This is a genomic window from Staphylococcus sp. HMSC62D11, assembly GCF_001839145.1.
Taxonomy (GTDB): domain Bacteria; phylum Bacillota; class Bacilli; order Staphylococcales; family Staphylococcaceae; genus Staphylococcus; species Staphylococcus lugdunensis.
Genome location: NZ_KV840184.1, coordinates 243,685 through 267,369, shown reverse-complemented (window position 1 = coordinate 267,369; position 23,685 = coordinate 243,685). Strand labels below are relative to the sequence as shown.

Genomic DNA, 23,685 nt, shown 5'->3' with positions numbered 1-23,685 from the left:
TATTAAGTGTAAGGGGATGCTGTGATGGATATAAATATTTACATTGTTTTAATTATCATTTTATTTGGCTTTTTAGCTGCATTCATTGATGCTGTTGTAGGTGGGGGTGGCTTAATATCAACGCCCGCTTTGTTGGCAATTGGTTTACCACCTGCATTAGCATTAGGTACAAATAAACTTGCAAGCAGTTTTGGATCCTTGACGAGTACGATTAAATTTATTCGGTCCGGACATGTGGATTTGAACATCGTTCTCAAGCTCTTTCCATTTGTATTCATATTTGCAGCTGGAGGGGCTAGTTTAGCTATCTTTCTGCCGGCAGAAGTACTTAAACCATTAATTATTATCATATTGACATTAGTAATGGTATATACACTAGTGAAAAAAGATTGGGGAAGTGTACGTACTTTTACTAAATTAACGCCTGTAAAAGCAATAATTTTTGTAACACTCATGCTTATTATTGGTTTTTATGATGGTTTTTTGGGTGGAGGTACGGGTTCATTTATGCTGTTTGTATTATTGCTATTTGGTTTTGATTTTTTAAGTGCAGCTGGAAATGCTAAAGTTTTGAATTTTGCGTCAAATATAGGTGCACTTATCTTGTTTATGATTTTGGGGCATGTTGATTATATGATTGGTTTCATTATGGCTATAAGCATGATTGTTGGATCATATGTTGGTGCGCGCTTTGCGATTGCCAAGGGTGTAGGATATATAAAATTATTATTTGTCACTGTCACTTCAATGTTAATATTAAAAAATATTTTTGATTATGTCAGAGATTGGTTATAAGAAAAAATAGTACTTTCTTTATAGATTAAATGATTGATTTTGTAATTATGTATGGCGTATGATGACATATATGAAGTATATAACATTATTAGGAGGTCATCGATTATGGCTGAAGTCACATTCAATAACCAACCTATTCATTTATTAGGTTCAGAAGTACAACAAGGAGATCAAGCGCCGAATTTCACAGTATTGGCTAATGATTTAAGTGAGGTAACATTAGATACTTATCAAGGACAAAAGAAATTAATTAGTGTGGTTCCTTCTATAGATACTGGTGTTTGCGATCAACAAACGCGTAAATTTAATGAAGAAGCAGCGAAAGAAGACGGTGTTGTATTAACGATTTCTGTAGATTTACCTTTTGCACAAAAGAGATGGTGTGCAGCGAATGGTTTAGATAATGTCATTACGTTAAGTGACCATAAAGAACTTTCATTCGGTAAAAATTTTGGTGTAGTTATCGAAGAAATGCGATTATTAAATCGAGCAGTATTCGTCTTAGATAAAAATAATAAAGTTGTATATAAAGAAATTGTAAGTGAAAACACTGATTTTCCAAACTTTGATGCTGCATTAGAAGCATATCAACAAATATAATCTGTTAATAATATTAAATTGATGTGTCCACAGTTATTTCAATCGATGAGAACATAAAGATATTGACTTCTCAAGAAATAATGTGGACATTTTTTATGAGAAAGGAAGTCTCGTTATCATGCAAGAACAAGAAACCATCATGGAAACGTTATTTAAAACGCTTGATGAAAAGGCTAAGAGCTTGAATAAAGAAAATGGACAAAGCTTTATCGAAAATCTAGGATTAGCGATGGAATATGTGTATCAACAGCGTCGAGATTTACTTGAACAAGCTACATTACAAGATCGTCGTAAAGCCTTTCAATTTGCCTATTTAAGTTTATTACAGGAAGAAACAATACAGGCCAATCATCAAATCACCCCTGACTCAATAGGATTGATTTTGGGATTTTTAGTTCAAAAGTTTATGGCAAAATCGCAAGAATTACATGTTGTTGATATGGCAAGTGGTGCTGGCCATTTAAGCGCAACAGTAAATGAAGTATTGAAAGAATCGACGCTCATGCATCATCTTATTGAAGTTGATCCCGTGTTATCAAGAGTAAGTGTCCATTTAGCGAACTTTTTAGAAATACCTTTTGATGTATATCCTCAAGATGCTATCATGCCACTACCTTTAGAAGAAGCCGACGTTGTGATTGGAGATTTTCCTATTGGATATTATCCTGTTGACGAACGGAGTAAAGATATGGTTTTAGGATTTAAAGAAGGACATAGTTTTTCACATCATTTATTGATTGAACAGAGTGTAACAGCTTTACGTCAAGGTGGTTATGCATTTTTAGTAGTACCTAGCTCTATATTTGAAGGGGATAGGGTACAACAGCTGCAGAATTTTATTGCTACAGAAACAGAAATGCAAGCATTTTTAAACTTACCTAAAACACTGTTTAAAAGTGAACATGCGCGCAAATCTATTTTAATTTTACAAAAGAAAAAACCACATGTGACTAAATCGGTTGAAGTTTTATTGGCTAATATACCTGATTTTAAGAATCCACATCAATTTCAATCATTTATTGCTGAATTGAATGATTGGTTAGTAACAAATCATCCAGAAAATTAAACTGTATTACTCTTGAATTACTACTGTATTAATGGTTAAATAGTATAGGATACTATTATAAAAAATGGAGGCCAAGGACAAATGTCGAAATTAATTTTGGCGATTAACGCTGGTAGTTCTTCTTTGAAATTTCAATTGATTAGAATGCCTGAAGAAAAATTAGTAACAAAAGGTTTAATTGAACGTATTGGATTAAAGGATTCAATTTTTACTGTAGAAGTAAATGATGAAAAAGTAAAAGAAGTAAGAGATATTAAAGATCATGAAGAAGCAGTTAATATCATGTTAGATAGTTTTGAAAAACATGGCTTCATCGAAAATATCAATGATATTGAAGGAACTGGTCACCGTGTTGTTCATGGTGGTGAATTGTTCCCAACATCAGCTCTTGTAACTGATGAAGTAGAGAAACAAATTGAATCATTATCTGAATTAGCACCGCTTCACAACCCAGCTAATTTGATGGGAATTAGAGCATTTAAAAAATTATTACCTAATATTCCACATGTGGCAGTATTTGATACTTCATTCCATCAAACAATGCCAGAACAAGCTTATTTATATAGCTTACCTTATCAATATTACGAAGATTATGGCATTCGTAAATATGGTTTCCATGGTACGAGTCATAAGTATGTCTCACAACGTGCTGCAGAGTTATTAGGTAAACCAATTGAAGAATTACGTATTATTACATGTCATATTGGTAATGGTGCCTCAATTGCAGCTATTGATGGTGGAGAATCTATTGATACTTCTATGGGCTTCACACCTTTAGCTGGTGTGACTATGGGTACACGTTCAGGAAATATTGACCCAGCACTTATTCCTTTTATTATGGAAAAAACAAATAAATCAGCTGAAGAAGTTCTAAATGTATTGAATAAAGAATCTGGTTTATTAGGTATTTCTGGTACTTCAAGTGACTTGCGTGACCTTGAAGGAGATGCTCAAGAAGGTAATAAACGTGCACAAATTGCTTTAGATGTCTTTGCAGAGAGAATTCATAAATACATTGGTTCGTACGCTACAAGAATGCATGGGGTTGATGTCATTGTATTCACAGCTGGTGTTGGAGAAAACTCTGATGTTGTTCGTGCAAAAGTTCTTGAGGGCTTAGAATTTATGGGCGTATATTGGGATCCTAAGAAGAATGAAGGATTACGTGGTAAAGAAGCCTTTATCAATTACCCACATTCACCAGTAAAAGTCTTAGTTATTCCAACAAATGAAGAAGTTATGATTGCAAGAGACACAGTTAAATTTGGCGATTTATAATAATTTAAAGTTAAAAAGGAGACGTTTCTGAAATAGGGACGTCTCCTTTAATTATAAGGGTGTATTACAGGTTTGACATAAATTAGCTTTGTGTTTCTTTTATACTCAATATTGTGAATTGTTGTTTCTCATACATAGGTGAGAACTTCAGCTACCCAACTTGCTTTGCTAAAAAAGGTTTAACCAGCTTTACTGTGCTTTGGACTCCTTGTTCTGTTTTCTCATGTGACTGTGTCGCCTATGGAATTCGAACTTAAAAGCACTTAGCTATGTCTTAGTATCGTTTAATATAGTAACAAAAAAGGGCAAAGACATTTATGTCTTTGCCTCGTCAATATAATATAAATAAAAGTGATTTAATTACGCTTGATATTGCTTACGAAGTTCTGCTGTAGCCACTTGTGGTTGGAAATCTTCTGGGATTTCTTCAGTACGAACCACTAATACGTCACATGGTGCATGACGTACAATAGCTTCTGAAACAGAGCCAACGATAAATCGTTCAACTGCATTAAGACCTGATGTACCGCACATAATTAAATCTGCATGTAATTCAGATGCTAGTTTTTTTGGAATAATAGCTTTTGGTGAACCGAATTCCAAACGCGTTTCAACTGTTGGAACACCTGCTTTTGTAGCAACTTCTTTATAGCCTCTCAGTAAATCCTCTGAGAAGTTTTTAGATTTCTCAGTAAACTGAGCATCATACACTTCATATGAAGAATACGTTCTTGAATCAATGATGTTAACAATCGTTAATTTAGCCTCATTACGTTTTGCAACATCTACAGCTTTGTTAAAAGCCCATTCAGCTTCATGTGATCCATCTACTGCGATTAGAATATTTTTATAAGTTAACATTGCGGTTGCCCCTTTCGCTTTTCTTAATTTTATTTTACCACAATTTACAGAATATTAAATTAATATAGTTTTACAATTTTGTGTATATTTTGATTGCGCTTTCATAGTGATAGCGTTACGATATGGATGGAGGTGGAAGGAATGAAAATAGGGATTCCAAAAGAAATAAAAAACAATGAAAACAGAGTGGGCTTATCACCCAGCGGTGTGCATGCTTTAGTTGAGCAAGGGCATGAAGTTCTTGTTGAAACTAACGCTGGTATGGGCTCATTTTTTGAAGATATTGATTATGAACAAGCAGGTGCCAAAATTATAAATGATGCATCTGATGTTTGGGATGTTGAAATGGTTATCAAAGTAAAAGAACCATTGGAATCAGAATATCAATATTTTAAAGAAGGTCTTATTTTATTTACTTACTTACATCTGGCTAATGAAGAAAAATTAACACAGGCACTTATCGATAAAAAAGTTGTTGGGATAGCATATGAAACAGTGCAATTACCAGATCGTTCATTACCATTGCTTACACCAATGAGTGAAGTTGCAGGTCGAATGTCAGCTCAAATTGGTGCAGAATTTTTACAAAAAGTTAAAGGCGGAATGGGCATCTTGCTAGGTGGTGTTCCAGGGGTACCTAAAGCACGTGTATCAATCATTGGTGGAGGACAAGCTGGTACAAATGCTGCTAAGATTGCACTTGGTTTAGGTGCAGATGTAACAATTTTAGATGTAAATCCTAAGCGATTACAGGAACTTGATGATTTATTTGATGGTCGTATTCATACTATTATGTCAAACCCACTTAATATTGAAAATGCAGTGAAAGAAAGTGACTTAGTTATTGGTGCAGTACTTATTCCAGGAGCTAAAGCACCAAATCTTGTTACAGAAGATATGATTAAACAAATGAAAGATGGCGCGGTCGTAGTTGATATTGCCATAGACCAAGGTGGTATCTTCGAAACGACAGATAAAATTACGACACATGATGATCCTACGTATATTAAACATGGCGTGGTGCACTATGCAGTTGCGAATATGCCTGGAGCAGTACCACGCACATCAACGATTGCATTGAATAATGCAACACTACCATACGCACAATTACTAGCTAATAAGGGGTATAAAGAAGCATTTAAAGCTAACCATCCATTGTCTCAAGGTTTAAATACGTATAAAGGTCATGTTACAAATAAAGGTGTTGCTGAAGCATTTAATTTAGAATACCTTTCAGTTGAAGATGCGCTTAAAGAAAAATAATTGAGGTAAAAAACGTCCGGATTAAAGTTATCCGGACGTTTTAGTATAGCAATATTTTATTTATCATAACGCGTAAGTATTTCATAACCATTTTCAGTAACTAGAATATCGTCTTCAATTCTCACTCCTGCTACGTTAGGTACATAAATGCCAGGCTCAATTGTTATGACCATTCCAGCTTCTAATACGTTTTCATTTGTACTAGAAACATCTTGATATTCATGCTCTTCTAATCCAAGTCCATGTCCCAAACGATGTGGGAAATATTCTCCATAACCTGCCTCAGAAATAATATCTCGTGCTATTTTATCAATTGCTTTAAGCTTTACACCTGGCTTAATAGCTTTAATTGCAGTTGTTTCCGCTTTTAATACAATATCATATATTTCCTGTGCTTGGTTTTCAGGTGTACCGAATTTCACAGTTCGAGTCATATCACTGCAATAGTGGTTAACGATTACACCTAAATCAAAGAGGACATATTCATTGTCTTGTAACTCACGATCTCCTGGTGTGCCATGAGGTGATGCAGCATGGTCGCCAAATAATACCATGGTATCAAAACTCATTTCAGAAACACCATATTTTTTAATTTCATTTTCAATATGATTTACAACATCGCGTTCTTTTACACCAACTCTTAAGAAAGAAACACCAATTTCTATACATTTATCAGCGAGTTGGGCCGCTTTTTTGATGTTTTCAATTTCAGAAGCTGATTTAATATTTCTTAACTGTTTAATAGTAAAATCAATGTCATCAAATGATTTTACGTTAAAGCCTTGTGCCAATTCACGTTGTCGTTTAACAGTTAAATGCTCACTTTCTATCAACATTTTATTAAATGTTTGTGTCATTAAATTAAATGGATTTTCAGTATCTAGATAGCCAATGATTTTACCTTCAAAGGGAGATGCTTTTACTTCTTCAACTTCCATTTTAGGACAGTATAATATTTGTTCTCCATTTTTTTTAATTAGCAGAGCAAATAATCGTTCATGTGGTTCACTGCGATAACCAGTAAAATAAAAGATATTAAGTGGTGTTGTAATCCATGCAGCGTCAGCTTGCTGATCCTTTAACGTTTCAATGATTGTATCTGTGTTTGTCATGTGTTTACCTCCTAAATCATCTTAAATCCATAATACGGCTATTTAGGTTATTTTTCAAAATATACTCATTAATGAATCCTATCTTTAACTTATAATTTATTGTTAAAATTGTAATATGTAGGGTATAACTAAATTACAGACGTTTTAAGGAGGAAATATGATGAAACTTTCATTTCACGGACAATCAACAGTTTATTTTGAGAGCAACGGTAAAAAAGTTATTATCGATCCTTTTATTTCAGGTAATGACAAGTGTGACTTAGATGAACAAACGTTAGAGGTTGATTATATTATATTAACTCATGCACACGAAGATCATTTTGGTGATACGGTTGAATTAGCAAATCGTAATCATGCTACGGTGATTGGTTCAGCAGAATTAGAGGGTTATTTAACTACAAACAAAGGTGTAGAAAATGTTCGCGGTATGAATATTGGAGGAAAGGCAGAATTCGAATTTGGAACTGTGAAATATGTCCAAGCCTTCCATAGTTCAAGCCTAACAAATGAGGACGGAATTCCAATCTACTTGGGTATGCCGATGGGTGTAATTATTGAAACAGAAGGTAAGACAATTTATCATACAGGAGATACAGGTCTATTCAGCGATATGAAGTTGATTGCTCAACGTCATCCTGTAGATGTTTGCTTCATTCCAATAGGTGATAATTACACAATGGGGATTGATGATGCAAGCTATGCGATTAATGAATTTATTCAACCCAAAATTTCTGTACCAATACACTACAATACATTCCCATTAATTGAACAAAATCCACAAGAATTTAAAGAAGCTGTAACATATGGTGATGTACAAATACTTGAACCAGGTGAAGCGGTTAAGTTTTAAGATAGAATTAGTGTAAAAGTTTAAGGACTCAGAAACCTTAGTGATAACTGAGTCCTTTTTAATATTCATACAGAATTGAAACTATTTAACGATTAATACAGGGATGTGTGCGCGCTTAGCTACCTTATGACTGACACTACCGAGAACAAATTTCTTTTGTTCTTCAGCTTTGCGGTTACTTAAAACAACGATATCGTATTTGCCACTATTTGCGTGCTTAAGTAATTCTTCTTTTGCACTGCCACGCACAATAATTTGGTCATATTTAATACCGTAGTCATCGAGTATTTTTCTTGTTTTTGCAAGACCTTTGTCACGATCTTCGCATAGCTTATCAAGATGAACACCAGCTCTTATAGATGCTTGAGCATCTTGTTCTCCAATAGCGTTTAAAATAGTAACCACAGTATCTTTACCAGCTAATTTGGACACTTCTTTTAATGCTTTTTCGTTTTTAAGTTGAATATCTACACCCAATAAAATATTTTTATACATAGATACATCCCTCCTCACCCTTATTGTAGTAGAATTATGCTTGTTTTCCAATAATAATTGTGTGAAAAATAAACTTTATTCAAAATAAAATAACTTTATAAGTAATGAATAATATGTAATTAAAGAATAAGGTGAGCATTTTAATTAAAAGGCTTTATTTTTTGTGATATTAAATCGATTTTTTAGCTTTAAAAAGTTATAATACATATAACAATGTCCAAAAATAGTAGAGGTATTAAAATGACTAAACATGAACAAATTTTAGCTTATATCGAAGCCTTATCAGTAGGTCAAAGAATTTCGGTCAGAAAAATTGCTAAAGTGTTAGAAGTATCAGAAGGCACGGCTTATCGAGCGATTAAGGATGCTGGACAACTTGGCTTAGTGACGACGATAGATCGTGTAGGCACAGTTCGAGTTGAAAAGAAGAAACGTGATGAAATTGAAAACTTAACTTTCAGCGAAATCGTTAAGATGATTGACGGCGAAGTTATAGGTGGTAGACAAGGACTGCACAAAACAGTGTCAAAATTTGCGATTGGTGCAATGGAAATTAGAGATTTGATAAAATATATTAGTAAACAGACACTACTTATTGTTGGAAACAGAGAAGATGCACAATTTGAAGCGTTGAAAAGAGGATGTGCTGTTTTAATTACCGGTGGCTTTAAGACGTCAAAAAGAATAATAAATTACGCTAATGAGCATCAATTACCTATTTTATCGTCAAACTATGATACATTTTTAGTTGCAAATATTATTAACAGGGCCATGTTTAATCAAATTATTCGTAAAGAAATTTTGATTGTTGAAGATATTGTTAAACCAGTTAATGAAACGACCGTAATTTTTTCGCACATGGGTCTAAAAGAGTATAAAGAAAAAGCAAAGACTACTGGCCATAGTCGTTTTCCTGTTGTGGATCAAAATTGGAAACTAGTAGGCATTATTACGAGCAAAGAAACCATCGATATGGACCATGATGATGTCATACAAAGTGTGATGACAAAACCACCTATAAATGTTGAATTATCAACGACTGTGGCGAGCTGTGCACATATGATGATTTGGGAAGGAATTGAAATACTTCCAGTAACTACAACTAACAAGAAAATATTAGGTGTTATCACAAGAGAAGATGTTTTGAAATCCATGCAATTATTAGGACGGCAACCACAAATTGGTGAGACAATCAACGACCAAATTGCTAAACATATTGCAGTTACTCCAGAGTCAATTGCTGTTGAAGTATCACCATTACTAACTAATCAATATGGTACATTAAGCAAAGCGGTCTTTGTAGCAATTATAGAAGAAACAGTGCAATATAAAATGAGAAAATATAAAAAAGTCGATGTGATGATTGAAAGTTTAAATATTATATATATTAAAACTGTTACAATCGAATCTTCAATTGAAGTTAAATACGATATATTAGATGTTGGACGGAATTTTGCAAAACTTGAAGTAGCGATGAATTGTAATAATCAAAAAGTTGCTAAAGGTATGATAATGTGTCAAATGTTTGAAGATATTATCTAATTAGGGGAGTTGGATTATGGAAAAAATATGGAATCAAATTATGGATGAAATAGAACGTGCGAAGACAATCATTATACACCGTCATGTAAGGCCAGATCCAGATGCTTATGGTTCACAACTAGGCTTAAAGTATTATTTGCAAGCTAAGTTTCCTGATAAGCGCATTTTTGCTACTGGAGAAGCTGAGCCATCATTGTCATTTATAGGGGATTTAGATTCAATCTCAGATAGAGATTATCAAGATGCACTTGTCATTATTTGCGATACAGCAAATGCACCAAGAATTGATGATTTACGATATAATTTAGGTAAGTCTTTGATTAAAATAGATCACCATCCACCAGTAGATCAATATGGGGACATCAACTATGTAAACGACAAAGCTTCGTCTACAAGTGAGATTATTTATGATATGATTGCACATTTTAATGACAATTATTTAATGTCTTCTAAAATAGCGCGGGTATTGTATTTAGGTATTGTTGGTGATACGGGTCGTTTCTTATTTAATAATACAACGCCTCATACAATGAAAGTAGCTAGTTTTTTATTAACTTTCCCATTTAATCATAATGCAGAGTTGAATAAATTATCTGAGAAAGATCCGAAATTAATGCCGTTTCAAGGTTATGTTTTACAAAATTTCCAACTTAAAGATGATGATGCATTTTGCCAGATCAAGATTACAAATGATGTACTTGAGCAATATCATATTAAACCGAATGAAGCATCACAGTTTGTAAATACAGTAGCTGATATTAAAGGATTGAAAATTTGGGTATTTGCAGTCGATGAGGGTGAACAGATTCGTTGTCGAATACGGTCAAAAGGTATCACAATTAATGATGTAGCCGCTCAATTTGATGGTGGTGGACATCCCAATGCATCAGGTGCCTCTGTATATTCTTGGGAAGAATTTGAACAACTTGCGCGATTGTTACGTCAAAAGCTTACTGTTTAAAAAGAAAGGAGTGTTAATATTGGTTGTACATCTTAATATTCATACGTCATATGATTTGTTGAATTCAAGTTTAAAAATTGAAGATGTTGTGGCTAAAGCTTCAAAGCAAGGTTATACAGCGTTAGCTATTACTGATACCAATGTGTTATATGGCTATCCAAAATTTTATGACGCATGTGTGTCTGCCAATATTAAACCTATCTTCGGGATGACTGTCTATATTACTGATGGATTATCTTCTGTAGAAACTGTACTTTATGCGTTAAATAATGAAGGATTAACAGCGATGTACCAGTTATCTTCAGCTATCAAAATGAAAGATAAATCATTGGTGCCATTTGAATGGATTACTAAATACCAAAGCAACATTGCTATTGTTTTTAAACAAGTAGAACAAAAGCACGAACATATATTAGAAAAATTTTTAAATGATGAGTTTATATATGTAAATAGTGATAGCAAAAATGATTTTGGATTGCCACGAGTCTGGTTACGAACTGCACGTTATTTAAATGATAATGATGCAGATACCATTGCCGCCCTTCAGGCTATTAAATTGAATGAAAAGTTAGATTTAGTTAATGAGATGGATAATTTAAATGAACATTTCCTTGAAGCTAGTGAGCTAGACGAATTGACAGTTTCACAAGAGGAGTGGGCACAAACGCAAGCATTAGCTGAAAAGTGTAATGCAGAAATACAATATCATCAATCATTGTTGCCACAATTTAAAACACCAGATAATAGTAGTTCTAAAGCATACCTATGGAAACAGCTTGTGCAGCGTTTAAAAACATTACAATTAAATCAAAAAAATTATATAGACAGACTAAATCATGAATTTAAAATCATTACAAATATGGGATTTGAAGACTATTTTCTGATTGTTAGTGACTTAATTCATTATGCCAAAACCCATGATGTAATGGTAGGACCGGGCCGTGGGTCTTCTGCAGGATCATTAGTTAGCTATTTATTGGGAATAACAACGATTGATCCTATAAAATATAATTTGCTGTTTGAGCGATTTTTAAATCCTGAACGTGTTACGATGCCAGATATTGATATTGATTTTGAAGACACGAGACGTGAGCGCGTCATTGAGTATGTGCAACAAAAATATGGCGAATATCATGTGTCAGGAATTGTTACCTTTGGACATCTATTGGCAAGGGCTGTTGCAAGAGATGTAGGTCGAATTATGGGATTTGATGAAATTACACTTGCTGAAATATCAAAACTTATTCCTCATCAATTAGGTATTACGTTAAACCAAGCCTATGACAATGATAAATTCAAAGACTTTGTTCATCGCAATTATCGACATGAAAAATGGTTTGAACTATGTAAGAAATTAGAAGGATTACCGCGTCATACATCTACACATGCTGCAGGAATTATTATTAACGACCAACCTTTATTTAATTTCGTTCCTTTAACAATAGGTGATACAGGATTATTGACTCAATGGACAATGACAGAAGCAGAACGTTTAGGATTATTAAAAATTGACTTTTTAGGATTGCGTAATCTATCTATTATCCATCAAATAGTGACACAAGTTAAATATGATTTAAATGTTGAGATCGATATTGAAGCAATACCTTTCGATGATCCTAAAGTATTTGCACTGTTATCACAAGGTGAAACAACAGGTATTTTCCAACTAGAATCAGAAGGCGTCCGTCACGTGTTACAGCGCTTGAAACCGCAACACTTTGAAGATATTGTTGCAGTAACTTCTTTATATCGTCCGGGTCCAATGGAAGAAATACCCACATATATTACACGACGTCACGAACTATCAAAGGTAGCATACTTACATCCAGATTTAGAGCCCATTTTAAAAAGTACATATGGTGTTATCATTTATCAAGAGCAGATTATGCAAATTGCTAGTCGATTTGCTGGCTTCAGTTATGGAGAAGCGGATATATTAAGACGTGCAATGAGCAAGAAAAATCGTGCTGTATTAGAAAATGAACGACAACATTTTGTTGAAGGCGCCCAAAGAAATGGCTATGAAGAACAAATAAGTAAACAAATCTTTGATTTAATTTTAAAATTTGCTGATTATGGTTTCCCTAGAGCGCATGCAGTTAGTTATTCTAAAATAGCTTATATCATGTCGTATTTAAAAGTACACTATCCACATTACTTTTACGCTAATATTTTAAGTAATGTTGTGGGAAATGAGCAAAAAACAGCGGCAATTATTGAAGAAGCAAAGATACAGGGGATTGCAATTTTACCACCACATATTAATCATAGTCATTGGTTTTATAAAGCAACACCACAAGGTATTTACCTATCTTTAGGTGCAATTAAAGGTGTAGGCTATCAAAGCGTGAAAACAATCGTAAATAATAGAAAAGAACAAGGAAATTTTAAAAGTTTTAAAGATTTTTCTAAACGCATACCCAAACGTATAAAAACACGTAAACTTTTAGAGTCTTTAATTTTAGTTGGGGCATTTGATTCGCTGGGGCACAATCGCGCAACATCACTTCAAATGATAGATGAAGCAGTCGATGATATTACACATGTTGGTTTAGATATTTTTGACATTGCGGGTATGACCCCTAAAGATGAGATTGAGGAACGAGAAGAATTGAATGATTTACAGTTAAGCACGTATGAAAAAGAATATCTTGGGTTTTATATTTCAAAACATCCAGTTGAAAAAATGTTTCATCGCAAACAGTTCTTAGGAATTTATACATTGGCTAATGCTGCTAATCATCAACCTATTCTTGTGCAGTTCGATCAAATCAAACAGATAAGGACGAAGAAAGGCCAACAAATGGCTTTTGTTGTTGTAAATGATGGTATTAAAGTTATTGATGGTGTGATTTTTCCAGAGCAATACCGTCAATATGGTAATCAGATACAAGAAAATGAAATGTATATTGTCAGTGGGAAGTTTGAACAACGTAATCAGAAGCAGCAATTAGTTATTCAGCAAATTACTTACTTAGAAGACTATCAGCAGCACAAGATTAGCCATGCGAAGCAAATTGTATTGCGCCATATCAATGATAAACAACGATTAAAACAACAGTTACAAACTGAGAAATCTTTTAAAAGTATTGATGTGAACTATTTTGATGAAACTACGAAACAAATGCAAAATGTTGGCTACATTGAGCGTGAACAAGGTAAAATCGAACAGCTTATAGATAACTATAAGCCAGAAGACATAAGAATTATATAACTTTTAACAAACATTAAATTATGATATAGTAAACTGATGATTAAATGTAAACAATCATGAGTTTACTATTTTTATATACATAAAATGATGGTTAGAATTATGATTTGTTTCTAAACGTAAGAAGAGGTCGAGTGTTTGATTAATCGTGGTTTTGTCTCAACATCTTCATTATAAGTATCCAAAAAATGAATAGGGGTTGATGTAATGTCTTTAAGAGATGACGCTTTACAGATGCATAAAGAAAATCAAGGTAAATTGCAAGTTACACCCAACGTTAAAGTAACGAATAAAAAAGAATTAAGCTTAGCTTATTCTCCAGGTGTTGCTGAACCTTGTAAAGAAATACACGAAGATCCTAGAACGGTTTATGATTATACTATTAAGAGAAATACTGTAGCAGTGGTTACAGATGGTACAGCTGTATTAGGACTAGGTAATATAGGAGCAGCTGCGAGCATTCCTGTTATGGAAGGCAAAGCGGTACTATTTAAAAGTTTTGCAGGTATTAATGGTGTACCAATTGCTTTAGATACTACTGACACTGAAGAAATAATCCAAACAGTCAAATTAATCTCACCGAACTATGGAGGCATTAATTTAGAAGATATATCAGCTCCACGTTGTTTTGAAATTGAAGAGCGCTTAAAGAAAGAAACCAATATACCTGTATTCCATGATGATCAACACGGTACTGCTATCGTTACTCTGGCTGGACTTATAAATGCATTAAGAATTGTAGACAAGCCACTATCTGATATTAAAATAGTATTAAATGGTGCTGGCGCAGCTGGCATTGCTATTTGTAAATTATTGGATGCATATGGCGTACGTCATATGATTATGTGTGATTCTAAAGGTGCAATATATGAAGATCGACCTTATGGAATGAATGAAACAAAATCATTTGTTGCTAAATTTACAAATAAAGATAAAATAGAAGGAAGCTTACAAGATGTTATTAAAGAGGCAGATGTTTTTATAGGTGTATCAATTGCCGATTTATTAACTAAGGAAATGGTACAATCAATGTCTAAAGATGCTATAATTTTTGCTATGGCTAATCCCAATCCTGAGATTAAACCGGAAGATGCCAAAGAAGCAGGAGCAAAGGTTATTGGTACAGGTCGGTCGGATTTTCCAAATCAAATCAATAATGTACTTGCTTTTCCTGGAATATTCCGTGGCGCATTAGAAGTTGAAGCAACGCATATAAATGAAGAAATGAAAAAAGCTGCAGTAGAAGCAATTGCGAATCTTATTCAACCGGATGAATTAAGACCTGATTATTGTATTCCTGATCCATTTGATAAGCGTGTAGCACCATCTGTTGCTAGAGAAGTTGCAAGAGCTGCAATGGAAACTGGTGTAGCTCGAATTGAAGTTGAACCACAAGCAATTTATGATAAAACGATGAAACTAACAGATATACAATAAGCAAGTAAACATAAGATATTAAAGATATATCAGATAACTTTAAATATAATATAGTGCTTTAGATGTTTAGTGACGTGGAGGTTTATGCATGTTTAAAGATTTTTTTAACAGAAGTAGTAAGAAAAAGAAATATTTAACAGTACAGGATTCCAAGCAAAATGATGTGCCAGCGGGTATTATGACCAAGTGTCCTAAATGTAAAAAGATTATGTATACAAAAGAACTAGCGGAAAATTTAAATGTCTGTTTCAATTGTGACCATCACATTGCTTTGACAGCTTATAAACGTATTGAAGCTGTCTCTGATGAAGGTAGTTTTCAAGAATTTGATAAAGGCATGACATCAGCAAATCCTTTAGATTTTCCAGGTTACGAAGAAAAAATTGAAAAAGATCAACAAAAGACAGATTTACAGGAAGCAGTTGTCACTGGCATTGCAACATTAGAAAATCTACCATTTGGTATTGCTGTAATGGATTCAAGGTTTCGTATGGGGAGTATGGGATCGGTAGTAGGTGAAAAAATATGTCGCATTATTGATTATTGTACTGAACATCGATTACCTTTTATCTTATTCTCTGCAAGTGGTGGAGCAAGGATGCAAGAGGGTATTATTTCTTTAATGCAAATGGGTAAAACAAGCGTATCATTAAAACGTCATTCTGACGCAGGTTTACTCTATATTTCATATTTAACTCATCCCACAACAGGTGGGGTTTCCGCAAGTTTTGCTTCGGTTGGTGATATCAACTTGAGTGAGCCAAAAGCATTAATCGGATTTGCAGGACGACGTGTTATCGAACAAACAATTAATGAAAAATTACCTGAAGATTTTCAAACGGCTGAGTTTTTATTAGAACATGGACAACTTGATAAAGTCGTTCATCGTAAAGACATGAAAGAAACATTAGCCCAAATCTTAAAAATGCATCAAGAGGTGAATTAGGATGCTTGACTTTGAAAAACCGCTATATGATATAAAGAACAAAATTGAATCATTAAAAGAATCTCAACAAAAAAATGATGTGGATTTACAAGATGAAATTGATTTATTAGAGGCTTCATTAAAAAGAGAAACTAAAAAGATTTATACAAATTTGAAACCTTGGGATCGAGTTCAAATTGCTCGTTTACAAGAGAGACCTACTTTATTGGATTATATTCCACATATCTTTGATGCATTTATAGAATTTCACGGTGATCGAAACTTTCGTGATGATCCTGCTATGGTAGGAGGCATTGCGTACTTAAATGAAATGCCAGTAACTGTGATTGGTCAACAACGCGGTAAAGATACGAAAGATAATATTTATCGTAATTTTGGAATGGCTCACCCAGAAGGTTATCGCAAAGCGTTACGATTAATGAAACAGGCTGAGAAATTTAATCGTCCTATCTTTACATTTATTGATACGAAAGGTGCTTATCCAGGAAAGGCAGCAGAAGAACGTGGGCAAAGTGAATCTATAGCGAAAAATTTAATCGAAATGGCATCATTAACAGTCCCTGTCATTGCTATTGTTATAGGTGAAGGTGGTAGCGGTGGTGCATTAGGAATTGGTGTTGCCAATCGCATTTTAATGCTGGAAAATAGTACATATTCTGTAATATCACCAGAAGGCGCTGCAGCATTACTTTGGAAAGATAGTAGTTTAGCTAAGATGGCAGCTGAAACGATGAAAATTACCGCTAATGATTTATTACAATTAAAGATTATTGATAATGTTATTGAAGAACCTTTAGGTGGTGCACATAGAGATATTGAGATTCAAGCACAACATATTAAAGCGGCATTTGAAAACGAACTTGCTGAATTGTCAAAATTAAATAAAAAACAATTAGCAGAAGACCGATATAATAAATTCAGACATATTGGTTCATTTGTTGATTAATTAAGTGTAAAAGAGTGAAATGGTTACCATTTCACTCTTTTAATATAAACTTAACAATTAAAACGTTTACATCAATAAACCTTAATAATATTGATGGAATGACCCCAAAAAGTGTGGTAATTTAGAGTTAAAGAGAAATCTAGTTAAGAAAGGTATGTCGTCATGAAAAAAATTGCAGTATTAACTAGCGGTGGTGACTCACCAGGTATGAACGCTGCAGTAAGAGCAGTTGTTCGTACAGCGATTTACAACAACATCGAGGTTTATGGCATTTATCAAGGTTACCAAGGTTTACTAGATGATAATATCCATAAATTAGAACTTGGCTCTGTAGGGGATACCATACAACGTGGAGGTACATTTTTATACTCAGCGAGATGTCCTCAATTTAAAGAAGCAGAGCATCGTAAAGTTGGGATAGATAATCTTCGAAAGAGAGGGATTGAAGGTCTGGTTGTCGTTGGTGGCGATGGTAGTTATCGAGGCGCACAACGTATTAGCGAAGAATGTCCTGAAATTCAAACTATAGGTGTTCCAGGTACGATTGATAACGATATTAATGGTACTGATTTTACAATCGGTTTTGACACAGCATTAAATACAATCATTGAATGTGTCGATAAAATAAGGGATACAGCTTCTAGCCATGCTCGAACATTTATTGTAGAAGTAATGGGACGTGATTGTGGAGATCTAGCTTTGTGGGCTGGTCTATCAGTAGGTGCCGAAACGATTATGGTGCCAGAAGTTAAAACAGAAATTAAAGACGTTGCCGAAAAAATAGAGAGTGGTATTAAACGTGGTAAGAAACATTCAATTGTAATGGTTGCTGAAGGTTGTATGAGTGGCCAAGAATGTGCGGATGAATTAATGAAATATATAAACGTTGACACACGTGTTTCAGTATTAGGTCACATTCAACGCGGTGGAAGCCCTTCAGGCACTGACCGTGTACTCGCATCAAGGTTAGGCGGTCATGCAGTTGATTTGTTAATTCAAGGTAAATCTGGTCTTGGCGTAGGTATTACGCATAACCAACTTACAGCTACGCCATTCGATGAGATTTTCAAAATTTCAGATCATAAATTTAACAATGATATTTATGAACTAGCTAAAAAGCTATCTATTTAATTTAGGAGGCAATTAGAATGAGAAAGACTAAAATAGTATGTACAATAGGACCTGCATCTGAATCAGAAGAAATGTTAGAAAAATTAATGAAAGCTGGCATGAATGTTGCCCGTTTGAATTTTTCTCATGGCAGTCATGAAGAACATAAAGCACGAATTGATACGATTCGAAAAGTAGCGAAAAAACTTGGGAAAACAATTGGAATCTTACTTGATACTAAGGGTCCTGAAATTCGTACTCATGACATGAAAGATGGCCTAATTATGTTAGAAAAAGGCAAAGAAGTTATTGTGAGTATGACTCAAGTAGAAGGAACACCAGAAAAATTTTCAGTAACTTATGAAAATTTAATTAATGATGTTCAAGTAGGTTCATACATTTTATTAGACGATGGCTTAGTTGAACTTGAAGTTAAGGAAATAGATAAAGCTAACGGCGAAGTTAGATGTGAAATTTTAAATACAGGTGAATTAAAAAATAAAAAAGGTGTCAATCTCCCTGGTGTCAGAGTAAACTTACCTGGTATTACAGATAAAGATGCAGATGATATTTTATTTGGAATTAAAGAAGATGTCGATTATATCGCTGCAAGTTTTGTTCGACGTCCAAGCGATGTTTTAGATATTCGTGAAATTTTAGAAAGAGAAAACAATCATAATATTACCATCTTCCCTAAAATTGAAAACCAAGAAGGTATTGACAATATTGAAGAAATATTAGAAGTATCTGACGGATTAATGGTAGCACGTGGAGACATGGGTGTTGAAATTCCACCAGAATCTGTACCAATTGTTCAAAAAGATTTAATTAGAAAATGTAATAAATTAGGAAAACCTGTTATTACTGCTACGCAAATGTTAGACTCTATGCAACGTAATCCACGTGCAACTCGTGCTGAAGCAAGTGACGTAGCTAATGCCATTTATGATGGGACGGATGCCGTAATGTTATCAGGTGAAACAGCTGCTGGTTTATACCCAGAAGAAGCAGTGAAAACAATGAGAAATATTGCTGTATCTGCTGAAGCTGCGCAAGACTACAAAAAATTATTATCAGATCGTACAAAACTAGTTGAAACATCATTTGTTAACGCGATTGGGGTTTCTGTAGCACATACAGCTCTTAATTTAAACGTTAAAGCTATCGTTGCAGCTACTGAAAGTGGTTCGACTGCAGTAACAATTTCTAAATATCGACCACATTCAGATATCATTGCTGTTACACCAAGTGCACATACAGCTCGCCAATTAGCACTTGTTTGGGGTGCATATCCAGTTATTAAAAAAGGTCGTAAAACCACTGATGATTTATTAAATAACTCTGTCGCAACTGCTGTTGAAACAGGACGCGTAACAAATGGGGATTTAATCATTATTACTGCTGGTGTTCCAACTGGTGAAAAAGGTACAACTAATATGATGAAGTTACATCTTGTTGGTGATGAAATTGCAAAAGGTCAAGGTGTTGGCCGTGAATCAGTTGTAGGTCAATCTGTTGTTGCAGATGATGCCAGCGATTTAGAAGGAAAAGACTTAAGCAATTCAATTATTATTACTACTTCAGTTGACGAAACTTTAGTACCATACATTGAAAAAGCAGCTGGCTTAATCACTGAAGAAAACGGTATTACTTCTCCAAGTGCTATTGTTGGTTTAGAAAAAGGCATTCCAACGATTGTTGGCGTAGAACATGCTACTAAAGAAATTAAAGATGGTATATTAATTACAGTTGATGCTGCACAAGGAAAAATCTTTGAAGGCTATGCAAACGTACTTTAATAACTTAAACATTAAATCGTAATAGAGTCTGGGTCTGGGATATAATTATATTTTAGACTATGGACTATATATTGGCAGTAATTGACTGGGTTGAAAATACGCTTATACCAAGCTTTTTTCAATCCTAGCAACCTTGCCGGGGCGGGACGATGAATTCAGTCCCGCTCCTTTTTTACAATAAATAGAGCATGATAGAGATAAATAGTATAAGAAATAACGGGCTGAGATATAAATGTCTTTAACAAGCTGAAGACGGGGTGCCAATAAAGAGAAATGCAAAAAACATTTTATCAAGCAAAGCAAGGTGGGGTGGTCCCCAACAAAGAAAAATACGAAAAAATTTCACCAAGCAAAATAATAATATGAAATATTGAATATTAAAAAAGCATAAAGATGATTTTTAATTTCCAATCATCTTTATGCTTTTATTTTGGGATTTACATCCCAATCTGTCCATAATTGAGATTTAAATAACCGAATCCTAGCTGCAAATTAACATTTAAGTTGTTTTTAAATGTTAAATAACTTATTTACAAATCTTTATATTTGGTTATTATTTAGTTTTCTTCGCCATTTGTTTATATCTATAATACATAAGTCCTAAAATAATAAACCAAACGGGCGTAAAGTAAATCGCTCTTCTTGTTTCAACATTTACAAATAGCAATGCAAAAACAAAAACAAAGAACAATAGAATGATATATCCCATGTATTTGCCGCCTGGTAATTTATATGTCGACTGTTTATGTAGCTCTGGATTTCTTCTACTATAATTAATATATGCCCAGAGAATAAGTCCCCAAACTACAAGAAATAATACAGTTGAAATAGTCGTAACATACGTGAATACTAAAGTTGCATCTGGGAAAATATAGTTCAATAGTGCTGCAACTAATAAAAATACAGATGAACCAATAATAGCAATATGTGGCACACCTTGTTTATTAGTACTTCTAAAAATAGGTGGTGCTTGTTGTTGATCGGCAAGTCCAAATAACATACGACTATTTGAGAAAATACCACTATTACAAGATGACGCAGCAGCTGTTAGAACAACAAAATTAATGAGTCCTGCAGCGAATGGTATACCGATTAACGCGAATAGTCTAACAAATGGACTATCGTCAGGACTAACTTTATCCCAAGGTATAATTGACATAATAACTGCTAATGCACCGACGTAAAAGACTAAAATACGTAATGGTACAGAGTTGATTGCTTTAGGTATAGTTTTTTGTGGATCTTTTGTTTCACCGGCTGTAACACCAATCATTTCGATACCTACGAAAGAGAACAATGCCATTTGGAATGACATAAAGAATCCAGATGCACCTTTCGGAAAAATACCGTTTTGATATAAGTTAGCAAAACTAGCAGATCCAAATTGCGTTTTGTAAGCCATAAGTATCATCACTAGACCAACGACAATTAACCCGACAATTGTTGCAATTTTAATAATGGCAAACCAAAATTCTAATTCACCAAATAATCTTGCACTCAAAAGATTGAACGTCATTAATATGAGTACACAGAAAAGTGCACTGACCCAGTTTGGAATTTGCGGAAACCAAAAACTTACGTATTTTGCTACCGCAGTTACTTCAGCCATCCCCGTAATAATCCAACAGAACCAATAAGTCCAACCAGTCACGAAACCAGCGAAAGGTCCAATATATTTATTAGTTACATCAGCAAAAGACTTAAATTCAGTATTTTGAATAATAATTTCCCCTAAGCCTCTCATAAACATGAATAACATAAATCCAATGAGGATGTACGTTAATAAGATGGATGGACCTGTCATTGCAATCGTTTGTCCGGCACCTAAGAATAATCCAGTACCAATTGCACCACCAATGGCGATTAATTGCACGTGACGGTTACTCAATTCTCTTTGTAATTTATCCTCCATAAGACAACTCCCTTACATTTAGATATTATTATTATGCACTTATAAACTTCATTCGACAATTATTTTTCATAAATTTTATAAAATTTTCCTTAAAATCGTGTTAACAAATTGTTATCAAATATAATAAAAAATTGAAATATTCAATAAAATCAGACTAATGAACAACATAAATTTGTATAGAATTGTTATAACAGCGCTGATTTTGGGGTATAAGAGTATTAATAGTTTGTTAACTATTATCTTTACACGTTTACATGTATAAAGAATAAGCGTTCACAAATGAAAATTGATTAGCTATAATATTAGTTGAAAGCCATTATAAAAGAAAAGAAAAGGGGAATTTCATATGGCAGAATTAAAAAAGGGTTTAGAAGGGGTTATTGCAGCTGAAACAAAAATCAGCTCAATTATTGGAAGTCAATTAACTTATGCAGGATACGATATTGATGATTTAGCAGAAAATGCTGAATTTGAAGAAATCGTCTTTTTATTAAAAAATTATCGTTTACCAACTGAAGAGGAATTGGCAGATTTAAAGAAGAAATTAAACTATTATATGACATTAAATCCTCGAGTTTATAAACATTTTGAGGAATATGTAACTGATAATGTTCATCCTATGACAGCTTTACGTACATCAGTTTCATACATTGCACATTTTGATCCGAATGCTGAAGGAGAAAGTGAAGAAAAAATTCTTGAAAGATCTATACGTATTCAAGCAAAAGTAGCATCATTAGTGACAGCATTCGCTCGAGTAAGAGACGGTAAAGAACCGCTTAAACCGAAAGCAGAATTAAATTATGCGGGGAATTTTTTATATATGCTACGAGGAGAGTTACCTACAGATATTGAAGTTGAGGCGTTTAATAAAGCTTTAGTTTTACATGCGGATCACGAATTAAATGCATCTGCATTTACAGCTCGCTGTGCAGTTTCTTCTTTATCAGATATGTACTCTGGTATTGTAGCAGCCGTTGGTTCTTTAAAAGGGCCTTTGCATGGTGGAGCGAACGAACGAGTAATGAACATGTTATCTGAAGTAAAGTCTGTAGACCAGGTTGACGATTATTTAGATGAAAAATTTGCAAATAAGGAAAAAATAATGGGATTTGGTCATCGTGTATATAAAGAAGGCGACCCACGTGCGAAATATCTCAGAGAAATGAGCCGAAAAATCACTTCAGAAACTGGAAGAAGTGAATTATATGATATTTCAATTGCTATTGAAAAACGAATGAAGGAAGAAAAAGGGCTTATTCCTAATGTCGATTTCTTTAGTGCTACTGTTTATCATAGTATGGATATCCCACATGATTTATTTACGCCAATATTTGCTGTCAGCCGTACAGCTGGATGGACAGCTCATATTTTAGAACAATATAGAGATAATCGTATTATGAGACCGCGAGCTAAATATATTGGTGAGAAAGATCGAAAATATATCCCTATTGAAGAAAGATAGCAGTTAATTAATTACTAATGTGAATTTTTATAATGG

General features: G+C 33.9%; 19 protein-coding genes. 15 read left to right on the top strand and 4 right to left on the bottom strand.

The window, feature by feature from the left end; translation table 11 throughout:
- Positions 1–24 precede the first annotated feature (24 nt).
- From HMPREF3267_RS04200 to HMPREF3267_RS04185, 4 genes are all read left to right on the top strand, one after another.
- Positions 25–795 (top strand): TSUP family transporter, encoded by a 771-nt coding sequence (locus tag HMPREF3267_RS04200; RefSeq protein ID WP_002458860.1) that lies wholly within the window; start codon positions 25–27, stop codon positions 793–795.
- A 105-nt stretch (positions 796–900) separates the two neighbouring features.
- Entirely contained in the window at positions 901–1,395 is a 495-nt protein-coding gene (gene tpx / locus HMPREF3267_RS04195; protein WP_002478039.1) for a thiol peroxidase, read from the top strand.
- Between the two features lie 118 nt (positions 1,396–1,513).
- A complete protein-coding gene (locus HMPREF3267_RS04190; protein ID WP_002478040.1) occupies positions 1,514–2,461 on the top strand; it encodes a class I SAM-dependent methyltransferase in 948 nt (315 codons plus the stop codon).
- Between the two features lie 81 nt (positions 2,462–2,542).
- Positions 2,543–3,739, top strand: a complete 1,197-nt coding sequence (locus tag HMPREF3267_RS04185) for an acetate kinase (RefSeq protein ID WP_002458863.1) — start codon at positions 2,543–2,545, stop codon at positions 3,737–3,739.
- Between the two features lie 360 nt (positions 3,740–4,099).
- Here the strand turns inward: HMPREF3267_RS04185 and HMPREF3267_RS04180 are convergent, their stop codons facing one another.
- Complete coding sequence (locus HMPREF3267_RS04180; protein WP_002458864.1) at positions 4,100–4,600, bottom strand: universal stress protein; 501 nt, start codon at positions 4,598–4,600, stop codon at positions 4,100–4,102.
- Positions 4,601–4,741: 141 nt separating this feature from the next.
- On the opposite strand from HMPREF3267_RS04180, the gene ald reads away from it, so the two are divergent.
- On the top strand, positions 4,742–5,863 hold the full coding sequence (gene ald, locus HMPREF3267_RS04175) for an alanine dehydrogenase (RefSeq protein ID WP_002478041.1): 1,122 nt from the start codon (positions 4,742–4,744) through the stop codon (positions 5,861–5,863).
- A 56-nt stretch (positions 5,864–5,919) separates the two neighbouring features.
- On the opposite strand, the gene HMPREF3267_RS04170 is transcribed toward ald, so the two are convergent.
- A complete protein-coding gene (locus HMPREF3267_RS04170) occupies positions 5,920–6,975 on the bottom strand; it encodes a M24 family metallopeptidase (protein WP_002458866.1) in 1,056 nt (351 codons plus the stop codon).
- Positions 6,976–7,135: 160 nt separating this feature from the next.
- On the opposite strand from HMPREF3267_RS04170, the gene HMPREF3267_RS04165 reads away from it, so the two are divergent.
- Positions 7,136–7,825 carry a metal-dependent hydrolase gene (locus HMPREF3267_RS04165; RefSeq protein WP_002478042.1) on the top strand — a complete coding sequence of 230 codons (690 nt, stop codon included), beginning with the start codon at positions 7,136–7,138 and terminating at the stop codon, positions 7,823–7,825.
- Between the two features lie 81 nt (positions 7,826–7,906).
- On the opposite strand, the gene HMPREF3267_RS04160 is transcribed toward HMPREF3267_RS04165, so the two are convergent.
- On the bottom strand, positions 7,907–8,320 hold the full coding sequence (locus HMPREF3267_RS04160) for a universal stress protein (protein WP_002478043.1): 414 nt from the start codon (positions 8,318–8,320) through the stop codon (positions 7,907–7,909).
- A 240-nt stretch (positions 8,321–8,560) separates the two neighbouring features.
- On the opposite strand from HMPREF3267_RS04160, the gene HMPREF3267_RS04155 reads away from it, so the two are divergent.
- The 8 genes from HMPREF3267_RS04155 (at position 8,561) to pyk (ending at position 20,272) form a co-directional block, all read left to right on the top strand.
- A complete protein-coding gene (locus tag HMPREF3267_RS04155) occupies positions 8,561–9,862 on the top strand; it encodes a DRTGG domain-containing protein (protein WP_002478044.1) in 1,302 nt (433 codons plus the stop codon).
- Positions 9,863–9,878: 16 nt separating this feature from the next.
- Entirely contained in the window at positions 9,879–10,823 is a 945-nt protein-coding gene (locus HMPREF3267_RS04150; RefSeq protein ID WP_002492619.1) for a DHH family phosphoesterase, read from the top strand.
- Between the two features lie 19 nt (positions 10,824–10,842).
- On the top strand, positions 10,843–14,037 hold the full coding sequence (locus HMPREF3267_RS04145) for a DNA polymerase III subunit alpha (RefSeq protein WP_062077729.1): 3,195 nt from the start codon (positions 10,843–10,845) through the stop codon (positions 14,035–14,037).
- Between the two features lie 204 nt (positions 14,038–14,241).
- Positions 14,242–15,471, top strand: a complete 1,230-nt coding sequence (locus HMPREF3267_RS04140; protein WP_002458872.1) for an NADP-dependent malic enzyme — start codon at positions 14,242–14,244, stop codon at positions 15,469–15,471.
- Positions 15,472–15,559: 88 nt separating this feature from the next.
- Positions 15,560–16,417, top strand: coding sequence for an acetyl-CoA carboxylase, carboxyltransferase subunit beta (accD, locus tag HMPREF3267_RS04135; protein ID WP_002458873.1), 858 nt, complete (start codon positions 15,560–15,562; stop codon positions 16,415–16,417).
- Position 16,418: 1 nt separating this feature from the next.
- Positions 16,419–17,363 carry an acetyl-CoA carboxylase carboxyltransferase subunit alpha gene (locus tag HMPREF3267_RS04130; protein ID WP_002478048.1) on the top strand — a complete coding sequence of 315 codons (945 nt, stop codon included), beginning with the start codon at positions 16,419–16,421 and terminating at the stop codon, positions 17,361–17,363.
- A gap of 162 nt (positions 17,364–17,525) precedes the next feature.
- Positions 17,526–18,494, top strand: a complete 969-nt coding sequence (gene pfkA / locus HMPREF3267_RS04125) for a 6-phosphofructokinase (protein ID WP_002458875.1) — start codon at positions 17,526–17,528, stop codon at positions 18,492–18,494.
- A gap of 17 nt (positions 18,495–18,511) precedes the next feature.
- Positions 18,512–20,272: a pyruvate kinase gene (pyk, locus tag HMPREF3267_RS04120; protein WP_002478049.1), complete on the top strand. Its 1,761-nt coding sequence runs from the start codon at positions 18,512–18,514 to the stop codon at positions 20,270–20,272.
- Positions 20,273–20,825: 553 nt separating this feature from the next.
- Here the strand turns inward: pyk and HMPREF3267_RS04115 are convergent.
- Positions 20,826–22,184, bottom strand: a complete 1,359-nt coding sequence (locus HMPREF3267_RS04115) for an amino acid permease (RefSeq protein WP_002458877.1) — start codon at positions 22,182–22,184, stop codon at positions 20,826–20,828.
- A 346-nt stretch (positions 22,185–22,530) separates the two neighbouring features.
- On the opposite strand from HMPREF3267_RS04115, the gene HMPREF3267_RS04110 reads away from it, so the two are divergent.
- Complete coding sequence (locus HMPREF3267_RS04110) at positions 22,531–23,649, top strand: citrate synthase (RefSeq protein WP_002458878.1); 1,119 nt, start codon at positions 22,531–22,533, stop codon at positions 23,647–23,649.
- Positions 23,650–23,685: the final 36 nt, after the last annotated feature.